Consider the following 14,236-nt stretch of genomic DNA (forward strand, 5'->3'; position numbering starts at 1 on the left):
GTGTCCGGATTCGTCGAAAAGCCCGAGCCGGTCCAGGTGCCGGGCCTCGTCCACCTCCACACCGGCAAGGTCCGCGACCTCTACCGCGACGGGGACGGCCACCTCGTCATGGTCGCCAGCGACCGGATGTCCGCCTTCGACTGGGTGCTCCCCACCGAGATCCCGGACAAGGGCCGCGTCCTCACCCAGCTGTCCCTCTGGTGGTTCGACCAGCTGGCCGAGCTGGTCCCCAACCACGTCGTCTCCACCGAACTGCCCGCCGGCGCCCCGGCCGACTGGGCCGGCCGCACGCTGATCTGCCGGAACCTCGACATGGTCCCGGTCGAGTGCGTGGCCCGCGGCTACCTCACCGGCTCCGGCCTCGCCGAGTACGAGAAGACCCGTACGGTCTGCGGACTCGCCCTCCCCGAGGGGCTCGTGGACGGCTCCGAGCTGCCCGCCCCGATCTTCACCCCGGCCGCCAAGGCCGCCGTCGGCGAGCACGACGAGAACGTCTCGTACGAGGAGGTCGCGCGCACCGCCGGCGCCGAGACCGCCGCCCTGCTGCGCCAGGCGACCCTCGCCGTGTACGGCCGTGCCCGGGACATCGCCCGCGAGCGGGGGATCATCCTGGCCGACACCAAGTTCGAGTTCGGCTTCGCGGACGGCACCCTGGTCGCCGCCGACGAGGTGCTGACCCCGGACTCCTCGCGCTTCTGGCCCGCCGACCAGTGGGAGCCGGGCCACAGCCAGCCGTCCTTCGACAAGCAGTACGTCCGCGACTGGCTGGCCTCCCCGGCCTCCGGCTGGGACCCGAAGGGCGAACTCCCGCCGCCCGCGCTGCCGCAGGAGGTCGTCGAGCGGACCCGCGCCAAGTACGTCGAGGCGTACGAGCGGCTCACCGGCCTGTCGTGGACCGCGGCCACCGGGACCTGAGACACGAAGAAGCCCCCGGCCAGTGGCCGGGGGCTTCTTCCGCTGAGCGGACAACGCGACTCGAACGCGCGACATCCACCTTGGCAAGGTGGTGCTCTACCAACTGAGCTATGTCCGCATGCGCCGTAGCGCGGTACCCACTATACCCAACCCCGCTCCCGTGCGAGACGCACCGCCGTGTGCCGGTTCTCGGCCCCCAGCTTCGTCGCCGCCGAGGACAGGTAGTTCCGTACGGTCCCCTGCGTCAGCGAGGCCCGCTCCGCGATCTCCGCGACCGGCGCCCCGTCCGCCGCGAGTTCGAGCACCTCCGCCTCCCGGGCGGTCAGTGGCGAGTCCCCCGCGCTGATCGCGTCGGCCGCCAACTCCGGGTCCACGTACCGCCCTCCGGCGTGCACGGTGCGGATCAGCTCCGCAAGCCGCTGCGCCGAGACGGTCTTGGGGGCGAAGGCCCGCACCCCGGCCGCCAGGGCCCGCTTCAGGTGGCCGGGACGCCCGTGACTCGTCACGATCATGGTCTTGCAGCCGGGGAGTTCGGCCCGCAGCGATGTGGCCACGCTCACACCGTCCGCCCCCGGCATCTGGAGGTCCAGCACCGCCACGTCCGGCCGGTGGGCCCGGGCCATCGCCAGGGCCTCGGGGCCCGACGCGGCCTCGGCGACCACCAACAGGTCGTCCTCCAGCGCGAGCAGGGCGGCCAGCGCCCCGCGGATCAGGTGCTCGTCGTCGGCGAGCAGCACGCGTACGGGGTTCACACCCGCACCTCCTCTTCCTTGTCCTCCACGCCGCCGTTCTCCACGCCGCCGTTCTCCACGCCACCGTCCTGCGCGTCGCCGCGCAGCCGCCGCGCGGGGATCTCGGCCCGGACCCGGAAGCGCCCGCCGGGCGCGGGGCCGGCCTCCAGGGTGCCGTCCAGCGCGGCCAGCCGTTCCCGCAGCCCGGCCAGCCCCGAGCCGGGCTTGCCGTCGCCGGGCGGGGCCACGGCGGGCGCCCCGTCGTTCTCCACGACGAGGACCAGGTCCTCCCCGGCGTCCACCGCCGCGAGCCGGATCACGCAGTGCCGCGGCTCCCCGTGCCGGAGCACGTTCGTGGTGGCCTCGCGCACCACCCAGCCCAGCGCCGACTGCACCGCCGGGGGCAGCGGCCGGCGTTCCCGCAGCTCCACCCGGCAGTCGATCCCGGCGGCGCTCAGCACGCCCCGCGCGCCCTCCAGCTCCACCGCCAGGTCGGCCTCGCGGTAGCCGCGCACGACGTCCCGCACCTCCCGCTGGGAGTCGCGGGCGATCTGCTGCACCTCGATCATCTGGTCCACCGCCTCCGGGCGTTCGCGCCGGGCCAGCTGGACGGCCAGCTCGCTCTTGAGGGCGATCACCGCGAGGTTGCGCCCCATCACGTCGTGCAGGTCCCGGCCGAAGCGCAGCCGCTCCTCGGCGACCGCCAGCTGGGCCTGGAGCTCCCGCGAATGGTCCAGCTCCCGTACGGCCCGCACCAGCCAGGCCGAGAACCCGCAGGCCGCGACGAGGAAGAGGCCGCTCAGCAGGATCCCGACGCCGTACCCGACGGCCTCCCCGGCCGGCAGGCCCATGGCGAGCATCACCAGCGCGGTGCCCGCGGCCATGGCGGGGGCCGTCAGCAGCATGTGGCGGACCTTGCGCATGCACAGCACCACCGAGCCGCAGGTGAAGCAGGCCAGGCCCAGGACCAGCGTCGGAGCCACCTCCGGGGGCCCGGTCAGCCCGGCCCGGCGCATGAGGAGTACGGCCAGGCACGCCGCGGCGGTCACGGCGGCCGTGGCCACGGCGAGCCGCGTCGGCCGCTCGCGCCGCTCCACGTGCCAGTCCAACGCCCTGGAGGAGAGCACCCCGCACAGGACGGAGTGGGCGCAGACGGCCAGGAAGAGCGAGAGCGGCAGCGCCGCCGAGGAGGTGGCGGTCATGGATCCCAGCGCGCCGACGCCGATCGTCGCGATCTCTATGAGCACGAAGAAGTGGAACGACCACCGCGTGTACAGCTCGACCTTCCCCGCGCTGCTGCGGTTCCTCCACCACCCGGTCAGCTTCGACACGGCGCCTCCCCCCGGTTCGTCCTGCGTCCTAGCGGCGCGGTTCCCAGCGGAACCACCGCTGAACAGCAAACACGCTGATCGCCATCCAGGCCAGCGTGGTCAGCGCGGCCGCCGTCAGGTCCCCGTCCCCGGCGTCCCCGGACCAGCCGGCCCGCACCAGGGCCATCACACCGCTGAGCGGCAGCAGTTCGCAGAACGAGGCCAGCGCGTCCGGCAGCACGTCCGTCGGCAGGAACAGTCCCGAGCCGAGCGACGTCAGCAGGAACAGCGGCAGCGTGGTGATGCCCGCGCTCTCCACGTTCCGGGTGACGGCGCTGGTCAGCGCGGACATCCCGGCCAGCAGGACGATTCCGGCGGGGACGGCGGCGGCGATCGGCAGCGGGTCGCGCGGCAGGGGCACGTCGAGCGCGAGGGACCCCGCGACGACGAGGACGGCGATCTGGCCGAGGGCCAGGACGGCGGCGGGCAGCGCGGTCCCGGCCAGGATCTCCAGGTCGCCCGCCTCGCCGGTCCGCAGCCGCTTGAGTACGAGCTCCTCGCGCCGGGCGACGTACGCGGAGACGAGGTTCATGTAGACGACGAGCATCAGCACCATGCCGATCCCGCCGGTCAGGGTGGCCTCCCCGACGGCCGCCGCGCCGTCCAGGCCGGTCACCGACGTGCGCAGGACGAACACCATCACCAGCGGCATCAGCAGCGCCACGCTCAGCGCGGCCCGGTTGCGCACCAGCAGTGTGAGCTCGGAGCGGCCGAGCGCCGCGAGGCGCCCGGGGTTCAGGGTCATCGTGTTCACCGGGTCCCCGCCATCGTGTCCTCGGTACGGCCGCCGGCGCTCCCGCGGTTCCGCGCGATCTCCAGGAAGGCCTCCTCCAGGGAGGCGGAGCGGGCGTCGAGCCCGCCGAGTTCCACGCCGTGGTCGTGGGCCCAGCGCAGCAGCTCGGTGAGGTCGGCCTGGAGCCGTCCGGTACGGACCTCCACGTCCCGGCCGTGCGCGGCCGCGCGCAGCGTCAGCGGCAGCCAGGCCGGAGGCACGTCCGCCGGCAGGGTGAAGCGGATCCGGGCCGGCCGGGTCGCCGTCACCTCGGCCGGTGTGCCGGTCAGGACGAGCTCGCCCTCGTGCAGGATCGCGAGGCGGTCCGCGAGCTCCTCGGCCTCCTCCAGGTAGTGCGTGGTGAGCAGCACCGTGGTGCCCTGCGCCCGCAGTTCCCGTACCAACGCCCAGGTGTCCCGGCGCCCTTCCGGGTCCATGCCGGTGGTCGGCTCGTCCAGGAACAGCACCTCGGGCCGCCCCAGCAGGGCCATCGCCAGGTCCAGGCGCCGCCGTTCGCCGCCGGACAGCTGCTTGACCCGTACGGAGGAGCGCGCGCCCAGTCCCACCAGCTCCAGCGCCTCCCCCGCCGGCCGGGCGCCGGAGGTGACACCGCCCCACATCCGTACGGTCTCGGCGACGGACAGGTCGGAGGGGAATCCGCCCTCCTGGAGCATGACGCCGGTGCGGGGGCGCACCTCGGCCCGCCGCGTGTACGGGTCCAGCCCGAAGACCCGCGCCCGCCCGCCGCTCGGTGCGGCCAGCCCCTCCAGCAGCTCCACGGTGGAGGTCTTTCCGGCGCCGTTGGTGCCGAGCAGGGCGAAGATCTCGCCGCGCCGCACGGAGAAGGAGACGCCCCGGACGGCCTCGAAGCCCCCCGAGTAGCCGCGGCGCAGGCCCTCGACTTCGATCACGGTGTCAGTCATGACTCCAGCCTCGGGGTGCCCGGAGGGGTCGGGCAGTGCGTGCTGTCATGGCCACCGATGACATTTGTCAGGGGCACCGCCGACGGTCGGGTCGGGCGGCCCGTCCCGAAAGGACGGACACACGAAGAAGGCCCCGGTCGCGATGACCGGGGCCTTCTCACTCTGAGCGGACGACGAGACTCGAACTCGCGACATCCACCTTGGCAAGGTGGTGCTCTACCAACTGAGCTACGTCCGCATACATCGCGCGGGACTACGCGCTCGGCAATGCGTGCATCACTCTACCTGATCCACTGTGGTGGCCGGTAAAGCGATGCAGAGCGGGTGACAGGGATCGCACACTGCGCCTTCCCTCTGGAAGAGGGATGTTCTACTACTGAACTACACCCGCACGACCTGGGGGGCTTTGACCTGCGGCCTCGCCCCTCGGCGTGATCCACACACTAGCCGACACAGGGGGGTGGATGGCAAATCGGCTCTCAGTGGGCCGCGTTGTAGGCCTCGTAGATCCGCTTGGGGATGCGGCCACGCGGCGGCACCTCGTGCTGGTTGGACCGGGCCCAGGCCCGGACGACCGCCGGGTCCGGTGCGACGGCCGTGTGCTTGAAGGCCTTCCCGGAGCGGGACTGCCGCCGGCCGGCGGCCACGAAGGGGGCGAGGCCCTTCCGCAGTTTCTTTGCGTTGGCCGGATTGAGGTCGATCTCGTACGACTTACCGTCCAGAGCGAACACGACCGTTTCCGCCGCATCTCCGCCGTCGATGTCGTCGGAGAGCGTGACTACTACGCGCTGCGCCACGGATATCGGTCCCTTCGCGCGACACCGCCGCCTACTGACGTGCGGTGATGTCGCCTGTGTGGATGTTTCGGAGCAATGCATCTTTCCGTCCCCGTTGCGAAGCGGTATAAGTCACTCGCGCCGGGTGATTCCTTTGTACCTTGATTCCCATTGCATTGCGAAGCCCAGTTAATTATCTCCGCGTGTCCCGCCGCAATGCCGAGGGCGTGGTTTTCCGGGGGATTTTGCGAAGCGTTGGTGAAGTCGAATCCCTCCGGTGATCACGGTCGCAGGATATCTACCCGCGTAGAAATTTTCGCCGGGTACGCTGAGGGAACCGCCTTCGCACCAACCACCACACGGGAGTGCCAGTGGCACGCGTCGTAGTCGACGTCATGCTCAAGCCGGAGATCCTCGACCCCCAGGGCCAGGCGGTGCAGCGTGCACTGCCGCGTCTGGGCTTCGACGGGATCGCCGACGTCCGCCAGGGGAAGCGTTTCGAACTGGAGGTGGAGGGACCGGTCGACCAGGCCGCCCTAGACCGCATCCACAAGATGGCCGAAACGTTCCTCGCCAACACCGTCATCGAAGACTTCACCGTGAAGGTCGAGGCCTGACGGTGACCACTCGCATCGGAGTCGTCACGTTCCCCGGAACGCTCGACGACCGTGACTCGCTGCGCGCCATCCGCCTCGCGGGGGCCGAGCCGGTCTCGCTCTGGCACCGCGACAAGGACCTGCACCAGGTCGACGCGGTCGTCCTCGCGGGCGGCTTCTCCTACGGGGACTACCTGCGCGCCGGGGCCATCTCCCGCTTCTCGCCGGTGATGGAGACCATCATCGAGCAGGCCAGGGGCGGCATGCCCGTCCTCGGCATCTGCAACGGCTTCCAGATCCTCACCGAGGCGCACCTGCTGCCGGGGGCGATGCTCCGGAACAACCACCTGCACTTCATCTGCCGCGACCAGAAGCTGCGGGTGGAGAACGCGGAGACCGCGTGGACCGGCGACTACACCGCCGGCCAGGAGATCTCCATCCCGCTCAAGAACGTGGACGGCCGCTACACCGCCGACGAGCGCACGCTCGACGAACTGGAGGCCGAGGGCCGCGTGGCCTTCCGCTACGTCGTCGACGGCGACGCCGCCGACGGAGCGGGCAACCCCAACGGGTCGCTGCGCGACATCGCCGGCATCAGCAACGCCGGGGGCAACATCGTCGGCCTCATGCCGCACCCCGAGCACGCGGTGGAGCCGCTGGTCGGCACCGGCCGCACCGACGGCATCCCGTTCTTCACGTCGGTCCTGAAGAAGCTGGTCAACGCATGAGCCTGGACACGGTCAAGAACGCCGCCGAGACCCCGGACGCGGCCCAGCCCTGGAAGGAACTCGGCCTCAAGGAGGACGAGTACGCCCGCATCCGGGAGATCCTCGGCCGCCGCCCCACGGGCGCCGAGCTCGCCATGTACTCGGTCATGTGGTCCGAGCACTGCTCGTACAAGAGCAGCAAGGTCCACCTGAAGCAGTTCGGCGAGAAGATCCCCGAGAACGACGCGATGCTCGTCGGGATCGGCGAGAACGCCGGCGTCGTCGACGTCGGCCAGGGTTACGCGGTCACCTTCAAGGTCGAGTCGCACAACCACCCCTCGTACATCGAGCCCTACCAGGGCGCGGCCACCGGCATCGGCGGCATCGTCCGCGACATCCTGGCCATGGGCGCCCGCCCGGTCGCCGTCGTCGACCCGCTGCGCTTCGGCGCGGCCGACCACCCCGACACCAAGCGCGTCCTGCCGGGCGTGGTCGCGGGCATCGGCGGCTACGGCAACTGCCTGGGCCTGGCGAACATCGGCGGCGAGGTCGTCTTCGACGCCTGCTACCAGGGCAACCCGCTGGTCAACGCCGGCTGCATCGGCGTGATGAAGCACGAGGACATCCACCTCGCCAAGGCCTCCGGCCCCGGCAACAAGGTCATCCTCTACGGCGCCCGCACCGGCGGCGACGGCATCGGCGGCGTCTCGGTCCTCGCGTCCGAGACCTTCACGGACCCCTCAGCGGCTGACGCCGCGGGCACGAAGCCGACCAAGCGCCCCGCCGTCCAGGTCGGCGACCCCTTCCAGGAGAAACTCCTCATCGAGTGCACCCTGGAGATCTTCAAGGAGAAGCTGGTCGCGGGCATCCAGGACCTCGGCGGCGCCGGGCTCTCCTGCGCCACGAGCGAGCTGGCCTCCGCCGGTTCCGGCGGCATGCGGGTCGAGCTGGACACCGTCCCGCTGCGCGACGCGACGCTCTCGCCCGAGGAGATCCTCATGAGCGAGTCGCAGGAGCGCATGTGCGCGATCGTCGAGCCGCGTCACGTCGACCGGTTCATGGAGATCTGCGAGAAGTGGGACGTCATCGCCACTGTCATCGGTGAGGTGACCGAGGGCGAGCGCCTGGAGATCTTCTGGCACGGCGAGCAGATCGTGGACGTGCCCCCGGGCACCGTCGCCCACGAGGGACCCGTCTACCACCGCCCGTACGCCCGCCCCGAGTGGCAGGACGCGCTCCAGGCGGACGACGCGAACCGGCTTCCGCGCCCGGCCACTTCGGCCGAGCTGCGCGCGCAGGTGCTCGCGCTGGTCTCCTCCCCGAACCAGGCCTCGAAGTCCTGGGTCACCGACCAGTACGACCGCTTCGTGCAGGGCAACACCGTGCTGGCGCAGCCCGAGGACGCGGGCATGATCCGCATCGACGAGGAGACCAACCTCGGCGTCGCCATGGCCACCGACGGCAACGGTCGCTTCGCCAAGCTCGACCCGTACACCGGCGCGCAACTCGCGCTGGCGGAGTCGTACCGCAACGTCGCCGCGACCGGTGCCAAGCCCCTCGCGATCTCGAACTGCCTGAACTTCGGCTCGCCCGAGGACCCGGACGTCATGTGGCAGTTCGCCGAGGCCACCCGCGGTCTCGCGGACGGCTGCCTGGAGCTGGGCACCCCGGTCACCGGCGGCAACGTCTCGCTCTACAACCAGACGGGCGCCACCGCGATCCACCCGACCCCGGTCGTGGCGGTCCTCGGTGTGATCGACGACGTCAACCGCCGGACGCCGATGGCGTTCGCGGAGCCCGGCCAGCTGCTCTACCTGCTGGGTGACACGGCCGAGGAGTTCGGCGGCTCGGCCTGGTCCCAGGTCGTCCACGACCACCTCGGCGGCATGCCGCCGAAGGTGGACCTGGGCCGCGAGAAGCTGCTCGGCGAGATCCTGATCTCCGCCTCCCGCGACGGCATGGTCGACGCCGCGCACGACCTGTCCGACGGCGGCGTGATCCAGGCGCTCACCGAGTCCTGTCTGCGCGGCCGCAACGGTGCGCGGATCGTGGTCCCCGAGGGCCTGGACGCCTTCACCTTCCTGTTCTCCGAGTCCGCGGGCCGGGCCATCGTGGCCGTTCCGCGCAGCGAGGAGCTCCGCTTCACCGACATGTGCGGTGCGCGGGGTCTGCCGGCCGCCCGCATCGGCGTGGTGGACGGCGACGAGATCGAGGTCCAGGGCGAGTTCACGCTCCCGCTGGCCGAGCTCCGCGAGGCCCACGAGGCGACGATCCCGGCACTCCTCGCCTGATCCCGCTCCGTCGCGAGCCCCCGTCCGGACGTGTTCCGGGCGGGGGCTCGTTCGTGTCCGGAGGGCCCGTACCGGCCCTGTGTGCGATTACGTAATGACGTAATCTCGGGTCATGGAGCTCGAGGAACGTGTCGCGGAGCTGGAACGTCGCCTGGCCGCAGTGGAGTCGCAGCGGCAAGCCACCGTCCGGCCGGAGCCCGCCGAGGGGGACTTCTGGGCCCTGGAGGGCTGGAAGGAGCAGCTCGCCGCGCTCGGCGCCGACGAGGGCGGGGTCCTGTTCACGGGCGCCGTCACCCTGCCCACCGGAGAGCGGTACGAGTGGCAGCAAGCCGCGGTCACCGGCTCCCTCCTCGGGGAAGGGGCCCACGACGCCCCCGGGAAGGGAGCGCCCGACGGGCCCGACGGCGCGCGCACCGCCGAGTCGCTGGCCGCCCTCGGCAGCCCCGTACGGCTGCGGCTGCTGCGCGAGATCCTGGCCGGCCGGCGCACCGCCGCCGAGCTGACCGCCCTCGACGGTGTCGGCACGAGCGGGCAGGTCTACCACCACCTGCGCCAGCTGACCGCCGCCGGCTGGCTGCACCCGGTCGGCCGGGGCCGCCACGAGGTCCCCGGCGCGCGCGTGGTCCCGCTCCTCGTCCTGCTGTCCGCCGCGACCCCGTGAGGTGAACCCGCTGTGCCCAAGCCCTTCCACGTCCTCTACCGGATCCTGCTGGTCCTCGCGTTCGCCATGATCGCGGCCGACCTCGCCGTCGGACTGCCCTTCGGCATGCTCTGGTTCCTGCTGTGCGCCGGAGCCGGTGCCCTGCTCCACGCGGCCGTCGGGGCGGGGGCGGCGCGCGGTGCCCGCACCGGCGAGCCGCCGATCGAGGTCGAGCCGCCCGTCTCGGGGCGCTGGTCGGCCCTCAACAGTCCTGCCGACCGGATGCCCAGCCACGGCACCCACCGCTACGGACAGGCCTGCGCCATCGACCTCGTGGCCGAGGGGGAGCCGGGCTCCGGCCGGGAGCGGCCCGCCTTCGCCACCTTCCGGCCGCTGGTCCGCCGCCCCGCCGACTTCCCCGCATTCGGCGCCCCGGTGCTCGCCGTCGCGGATGCCACCGTGGTCCGTACGAGCGACCGGGCGCGCGACCACCTGAGCCGCAACTCCGGACCGGCCGCGCTCTACCAGATGCTCCTCGCCGGCGGTTTCCGCGACCTCGGGGGCGTCGGCCCGGTCCTCGGCAACCACGTGGTCCTGGACCTCGGCGGGGGCAGGTACGCCCTCTACGCCCACCTGCGCCGCGGCTCCCTCACGGTGCGCCCTGGGGACCGCGTCGTGGCGGGCCGGCGCCTCGCCGACTGCGGCAACTCGGGCAACTCCACCGAACCGCACCTGCACTTTCAGCTGATGGACGGCCCGGACCCGGACACGGCCCGCGGACTGCCCTTCACCTGGCGGGGCGTGGGCGTCCCGGCAGCCGGTGTCGCCTTCGACAGCGGCGCCCCGGTGCGGCCGTCCTGGCCGTCATGACGGTCCGGCCCGGTTGGCGGTGTCGCCCGCGTCGTGAGCGCCAGGGGGGATTCCGGGGGTCTTCGCGCCTGTGCTGTTCACGGCCCGCGCCACCGGCACCGCCCGGCGCCGCGGCTGTACCGGCCTGGTGCTGACCGGGCCGGAGAAGGCCGCCGAGTAGGGTCGGGGCATGCCGCCCGCCAGGAAGAAGCAGCGCGCCTACGACCCCGCCAAGGTCCGCGCGGCCGTCACCGCGCAGTTCGGCCACGTCGCGCGCGCCGTACGGGAGTTGACCCCCGGGCAGCTGGCGCGGCCCAGCGGGCTCGGGGACTGGACCGTCGCCGACCTCGCCGCGCACGTCGCGTGGATCGCGGACTCCCTGGCGGCGGGCCTGGACCGGCCGCCGGCCGCCGTCGCCGAGCTGCCGGCCGTCGAGTGGCCCTTCGCCACCGCCTCCCTCGCCGGGAAGATCTCGGAGGCGGCCCGCGAGACCCTGGGCGGCGCCCCGCTGCCCGAGCTGTACGAGCGGGCGGCCGTCCGGCTGGCCGAGGCCCTCGACGCCCACCCCGGCCACCGCGTGCTCGACCTGTGGATCGGGAACATGACCCTCGCCGACTTCATGGTCACCCGGACCGTGGAGCTGGTGGTCCACACCGACGACCTGAACCGGGCCGCCGGGCTGGAGATCCCCGTCGAACGCCAGGCCCTGGCCGCCTGCACCCGGCTGCTCGCGGACGCCCTCGCGGTGCGGGCGCCGGGCGGGTCGGTCGAGGTACGGATCCCCCCGTTCGCGGTGGTCCAGTGCATCGAGGGGCCCCGCCACACCCGCGGTACCCCGCCGAACGTGGTGGAGACCGACCCGCTGACGTGGATCCGGCTCGCGACGGGCCGTACGCGCTGGCCGGACGCGCTCGACGGGGCCCTGGTACGGGCCAGCGGGGAGCGGGCCGACCTGTCGGCGCTGCTCCCGCTGATGAGCTGAGCGGAACCGGGCGGTCCCGCCGACGCGCTGAGCGGAACCGCTCCGGCGGCCGTTCCGTCACAGGGGCATGCGTACTCTCCGCAACCTCACGCCCGGCCTGGCCCTCGTCCTCGCCCTCGCCGCCTGCGGCGGCGGAGCGGGGGAGGAGCCGGCCGATCCGTCGCCCGGCGGCCAGGGCTCCTGGCGCGTCGAGTCCCTGACGACCGGAGGCCGGACGCTCCACGCGCCCGCCGCGGCCCGCCTCGACCTCGCCGAGGACGAGGCCAAGGGCAACTACGGCTGCAACGGCTTCACGGCCAAGGTGGTCCCCGAGGGCGGCGCCGCCCTGACCGTCACCCCCGGCATGTCGACCACCATGGCCTGCGAGAACCAGGCGTTCGAGATCGAGTTCGCCAAGCTGTTCCGGGGCCGGCTCACCCTCGACCGCGGCCCCGACCGGCTCACCCTGAAGACCGCCGACGGGAGCACTCTCGCCATGACCTCCGAACCCGCCGCCCCGGACGCCCCGCTCACCGTCACCGAGTGGACCGTCGAGTCCCTGATCAGCGGCGAGAGCGTGTCGTCCGTCCCGGCCGCGGCGGCCGGCCGGGCCCGCTTCACGCTCGCCGCCGACGGCACGGCGAGCGGCAGCCTCGGCTGCAACCGGTTCAGTTCCAAGGCCACCGTCGACGGGGCCACCGTCGTCTTCGGGCCGCTCACCACGACCCGGATGGCCTGCCAGGGTCCGCAGGGCGAGGTCGAGCGCACGCTGACCGGCCTGCTGGGCAGCGGCCCGCTCACGTGGAAGGTCCAGGGCGGCAGGCTGACCCTGACCGCCCCCGACGGCGCGGGCCTGGGCGCGAAGGCGGGCTCCGCCGCGGAGTGACCCGCCCCGGCGGGCGGCGGGGACACCCGCGCCACGGCCACCGCGCGGGCGACGGGGACCCGCGCGCCGCGGCCAGGGCGCCCCCTGTCCGGGGGCGCCGCCCGCGCACCGCCGCCCGGCTCAGACCGGGTACGGCAGCAGCCCCGCGTCGGTCTTCTCCCAGGCCGCCCGCAGCTCCGCCAGCCGGGCCGGCTCCACGGCCGCCTTGTCGGCCTGCTCGCGGACGTCACCGGCCAGGTTGAACAGCTGGTCCCTGCCCGCCTTGCCGCGGTAGTACTTCCAGTCGCCCCGGCGCAGCGCCCGCTCCCCGCGCACCCGCCAGAACAGGTCCCGCTGGGCGGGATCGTCGCCGCGCAGGAGGTATCCGGCCAGGCTCACGCCGTCCAGCGGGTACGCGCGGTGCGGCCGGGTCCCGGCCACCTCCAGCAGCGTCGCCGTCCAGTCCGGGCTGAACAGCGGGACGTGGCTGACCTGGCCGCCTTCCAGACGGGCGGGCCAGCGGGCGATGTTCGGGACCCGGATGCCGCCCTCCTGGAGGGACGCCTTGTTCCCCGACAGCGGCCAGTTGTACGAGAACCGCTCGCCGCCGTTGTCGCTGGAGAACACCACCAGGGTGTCGTCCTCCTGGCCGGAGCGCTTCAGCGCCTTCAGCACCTCGCCGACCGACCGGTCGAGGTCCTCGACCAGCTGCTTGTACTTCTCGACCGAGCCGCCGTCCTGGTGCCACAGCGCCCGCCCGTCGCCCGCCTTGATCCGGCGGACGATCTCGGCGCTCTCCTTCGTGTCGCCCTCGGCGATCCACGGCCAGTGCGGGGTCGTGTAGTTGAGGTTCAGCAGCCACGGCTTGCCGTGGTGCTCGCGGCCCACGAACTCGCTCGCCCGCTCGGTGATGATCCGCGTGTAGTAGCGCAGGTCCTCGTACTCGGTGTCGCCCTCGTACAGGTCGTACTCGCCGCCCGGGCCGAGCTTGGAGTAGTACTCCAGGGCCCCGCCGAAGTTGCCGAAGAACTCGTCCCAGCCGGACTTCGTCGGGCTGTAGTCGGGCAGGTGGCCCGCGTGCCACTTCCCGATCAGCGCGGTGGAGTACCCCGCCTCCTTCAGCAGCGAGGCCAGCGTCGGGTGTGTGGGCTCCAGGCCCACCGACCTGTCGGCGATCGGCTCGGCGAGACCGCCCTTGGTACGGGCCGGGTAGCGGCCCGTGTACAGGCTGAACCGGGTCGGGGAGCAGGTCGCCGAGCCCGAGTAGGCGTCGGTGAACCGGACGCCCTGGCGGGCCAGCCGGTCCAGGTTCGGGGTCTTGATGTGCGGGGACCCGTACGAGGACAGGTCGGCCCAGCCCAGGTCGTCGCCGAGCATGAACAGGATGTTCGGACGGCGGGACCGGCGGCCCCGCGCGGCGCGGAACTCCCGCTCCCCGTAGGCCGCGTGGCGCTCCTCGGCGGCCTGCGCCGGCGAGGCGCCCAGCCCCACCGCGGCGGCGGCCGCGGTCACGCCGACCGCACCCCCGAAGGCACGCCGGGACAGGGAGGATTCGTTCGAGCTCACGGAGGTACTCCAGGGCACGGCCCGCCGGCCCGCCCGGGGGCGGCGCGCAGCGGCGCACGGCACGGCGGGGCGGGCTCGAACGGGGAGTGGGAAAAAGAAAAGGAAATGCGAAAGGGAAAAGGCGGATGCCTACGCGCAGCGACGACAGATGGCGCTCGCGACACGGACCAGGTCCACGTGCCGGCGCTCGACGAGGGTGACGGTGCGGTCACCGAGAGGCTGCATGGGGCGGAGCTTGTACGAACCGACAGGCACCTGTCAACCGGGGCATTCC

At 72.7% G+C, this 14,236-nt stretch carries 15 protein-coding genes and 3 tRNA genes; 8 read left to right on the forward strand and 10 right to left on the reverse strand.

The features are described from left to right. The gene (locus tag OTB16_RS20000) at positions 1 to 915 is read left to right on the forward strand and encodes a phosphoribosylaminoimidazolesuccinocarboxamide synthase (protein WP_267721623.1); all 915 of its coding nucleotides are present in this window, start codon (positions 1 to 3) and stop codon (positions 913 to 915) included. A gap of 45 nt (positions 916 to 960) precedes the next feature. Here OTB16_RS20000 and OTB16_RS20005 read toward each other — a convergent pair. The 8 genes from OTB16_RS20005 to OTB16_RS20040 all read right to left on the reverse strand — a co-directional run bounded on the left by OTB16_RS20005 (position 961) and on the right by OTB16_RS20040 (position 5,508). Beyond that, positions 961 to 1,033: transfer RNA gene (locus tag OTB16_RS20005), tRNA-Gly, on the reverse strand. Between the two features lie 22 nt (positions 1,034 to 1,055). After that, positions 1,056 to 1,667 (reverse strand): response regulator transcription factor, encoded by a 612-nt coding sequence (locus tag OTB16_RS20010; RefSeq protein WP_267721624.1) that lies wholly within the window; start codon positions 1,665 to 1,667, stop codon positions 1,056 to 1,058. Further along, a complete protein-coding gene (locus OTB16_RS20015) occupies positions 1,664 to 2,977 on the reverse strand; it encodes a sensor histidine kinase (protein ID WP_267721625.1) in 1,314 nt (437 codons plus the stop codon). The genes OTB16_RS20010 and OTB16_RS20015 overlap by 4 nt, the downstream gene beginning before the upstream one ends. Before the next feature lie 28 nt (positions 2,978 to 3,005). Further along, the gene (locus tag OTB16_RS20020; protein ID WP_420717752.1) at positions 3,006 to 3,770 is read right to left on the reverse strand and encodes an ABC transporter permease; all 765 of its coding nucleotides are present in this window, start codon (positions 3,768 to 3,770) and stop codon (positions 3,006 to 3,008) included. Next, positions 3,767 to 4,711, reverse strand: coding sequence for an ABC transporter ATP-binding protein (locus tag OTB16_RS20025; RefSeq protein ID WP_267721626.1), 945 nt, complete (start codon positions 4,709 to 4,711; stop codon positions 3,767 to 3,769). Before OTB16_RS20025 ends, OTB16_RS20020 begins: the two co-directional genes overlap by 4 nt. A 165-nt stretch (positions 4,712 to 4,876) precedes the next feature. After that, positions 4,877 to 4,949 (reverse strand) — tRNA-Gly (locus OTB16_RS20030). An 81-nt stretch (positions 4,950 to 5,030) separates the two neighbouring features. Next, positions 5,031 to 5,102 (reverse strand) — tRNA-Gly (locus OTB16_RS20035). Between the two features lie 88 nt (positions 5,103 to 5,190). After that, positions 5,191 to 5,508, reverse strand: a complete 318-nt coding sequence (locus OTB16_RS20040; RefSeq protein ID WP_267721628.1) for a histone-like nucleoid-structuring protein Lsr2 — start codon at positions 5,506 to 5,508, stop codon at positions 5,191 to 5,193. Positions 5,509 to 5,858: 350 nt separating this feature from the next. Between OTB16_RS20040 and purS the strand changes: the two genes are divergently transcribed. From purS to OTB16_RS20075, 7 genes are all read left to right on the forward strand, one after another. Continuing rightward, positions 5,859 to 6,104 (forward strand): phosphoribosylformylglycinamidine synthase subunit PurS, encoded by a 246-nt coding sequence (gene purS, locus OTB16_RS20045; RefSeq protein WP_042801325.1) that lies wholly within the window; start codon positions 5,859 to 5,861, stop codon positions 6,102 to 6,104. 2 nt (positions 6,105 to 6,106) lie between these two features. After that, positions 6,107 to 6,811 carry a phosphoribosylformylglycinamidine synthase subunit PurQ gene (gene purQ, locus OTB16_RS20050; protein WP_267721629.1) on the forward strand — a complete coding sequence of 235 codons (705 nt, stop codon included), beginning with the start codon at positions 6,107 to 6,109 and terminating at the stop codon, positions 6,809 to 6,811. Continuing rightward, positions 6,808 to 9,081 (forward strand): phosphoribosylformylglycinamidine synthase subunit PurL, encoded by a 2,274-nt coding sequence (gene purL, locus OTB16_RS20055; RefSeq protein ID WP_267721630.1) that lies wholly within the window; start codon positions 6,808 to 6,810, stop codon positions 9,079 to 9,081. Before purQ ends, purL begins: the two co-directional genes overlap by 4 nt. 112 nt (positions 9,082 to 9,193) lie before the next feature. Beyond that, positions 9,194 to 9,742, forward strand: coding sequence for an ArsR/SmtB family transcription factor (locus tag OTB16_RS20060; RefSeq protein WP_267721632.1), 549 nt, complete (start codon positions 9,194 to 9,196; stop codon positions 9,740 to 9,742). Between the two features lie 66 nt (positions 9,743 to 9,808). Next, the gene (locus tag OTB16_RS20065) at positions 9,809 to 10,591 is read left to right on the forward strand and encodes a M23 family metallopeptidase (RefSeq protein ID WP_420717755.1); all 783 of its coding nucleotides are present in this window, start codon (positions 9,809 to 9,811) and stop codon (positions 10,589 to 10,591) included. A gap of 169 nt (positions 10,592 to 10,760) precedes the next feature. Continuing rightward, positions 10,761 to 11,552, forward strand: coding sequence for a maleylpyruvate isomerase family mycothiol-dependent enzyme (locus OTB16_RS20070; RefSeq protein ID WP_267721634.1), 792 nt, complete (start codon positions 10,761 to 10,763; stop codon positions 11,550 to 11,552). 67 nt (positions 11,553 to 11,619) lie between these two features. Continuing rightward, entirely contained in the window at positions 11,620 to 12,417 is a 798-nt protein-coding gene (locus tag OTB16_RS20075; protein ID WP_267721636.1) for an META domain-containing protein, read from the forward strand. Positions 12,418 to 12,537: 120 nt separating this feature from the next. On the opposite strand, the gene OTB16_RS20080 is transcribed toward OTB16_RS20075, so the two are convergent. Both OTB16_RS20080 and OTB16_RS39335 read right to left on the reverse strand, forming a co-directional pair. Further along, complete coding sequence (locus OTB16_RS20080; RefSeq protein WP_267721638.1) at positions 12,538 to 13,962, reverse strand: sulfatase-like hydrolase/transferase; 1,425 nt, start codon at positions 13,960 to 13,962, stop codon at positions 12,538 to 12,540. Between the two features lie 129 nt (positions 13,963 to 14,091). Further along, on the reverse strand, positions 14,092 to 14,187 hold the full coding sequence (locus OTB16_RS39335) for a putative leader peptide (RefSeq protein WP_312847264.1): 96 nt from the start codon (positions 14,185 to 14,187) through the stop codon (positions 14,092 to 14,094). Positions 14,188 to 14,236 lie beyond the last annotated feature (49 nt).

The organism is Streptomyces antarcticus (genome assembly GCF_026627255.1).
GTDB lineage: Bacteria > Actinomycetota > Actinomycetes > Streptomycetales > Streptomycetaceae > Streptomyces > Streptomyces antarcticus.

Coding starts and splice junctions, on each gene's coding strand:
- OTB16_RS39335 (WP_312847264.1), bottom strand. CDS start 14,187: ATGCAGCCTCTCGGTGACCGCACCGTCACCCTCGTCGAGCGCCGGCAC.
- OTB16_RS20025 (WP_267721626.1), bottom strand. CDS start 4,711: ATGACTGACACCGTGATCGAAGTCGAGGGCCTGCGCCGCGGCTACTCG.
- purL (WP_267721630.1), top strand. CDS start 6,808: ATGAGCCTGGACACGGTCAAGAACGCCGCCGAGACCCCGGACGCGGCC.
- OTB16_RS20060 (WP_267721632.1), top strand. CDS start 9,194: ATGGAGCTCGAGGAACGTGTCGCGGAGCTGGAACGTCGCCTGGCCGCA.
- OTB16_RS20075 (WP_267721636.1), top strand. CDS start 11,620: ATGCGTACTCTCCGCAACCTCACGCCCGGCCTGGCCCTCGTCCTCGCC.
- OTB16_RS20070 (WP_267721634.1), top strand. CDS start 10,761: ATGCCGCCCGCCAGGAAGAAGCAGCGCGCCTACGACCCCGCCAAGGTC.
- OTB16_RS20065 (WP_420717755.1), top strand. CDS start 9,809: ATGATCGCGGCCGACCTCGCCGTCGGACTGCCCTTCGGCATGCTCTGG.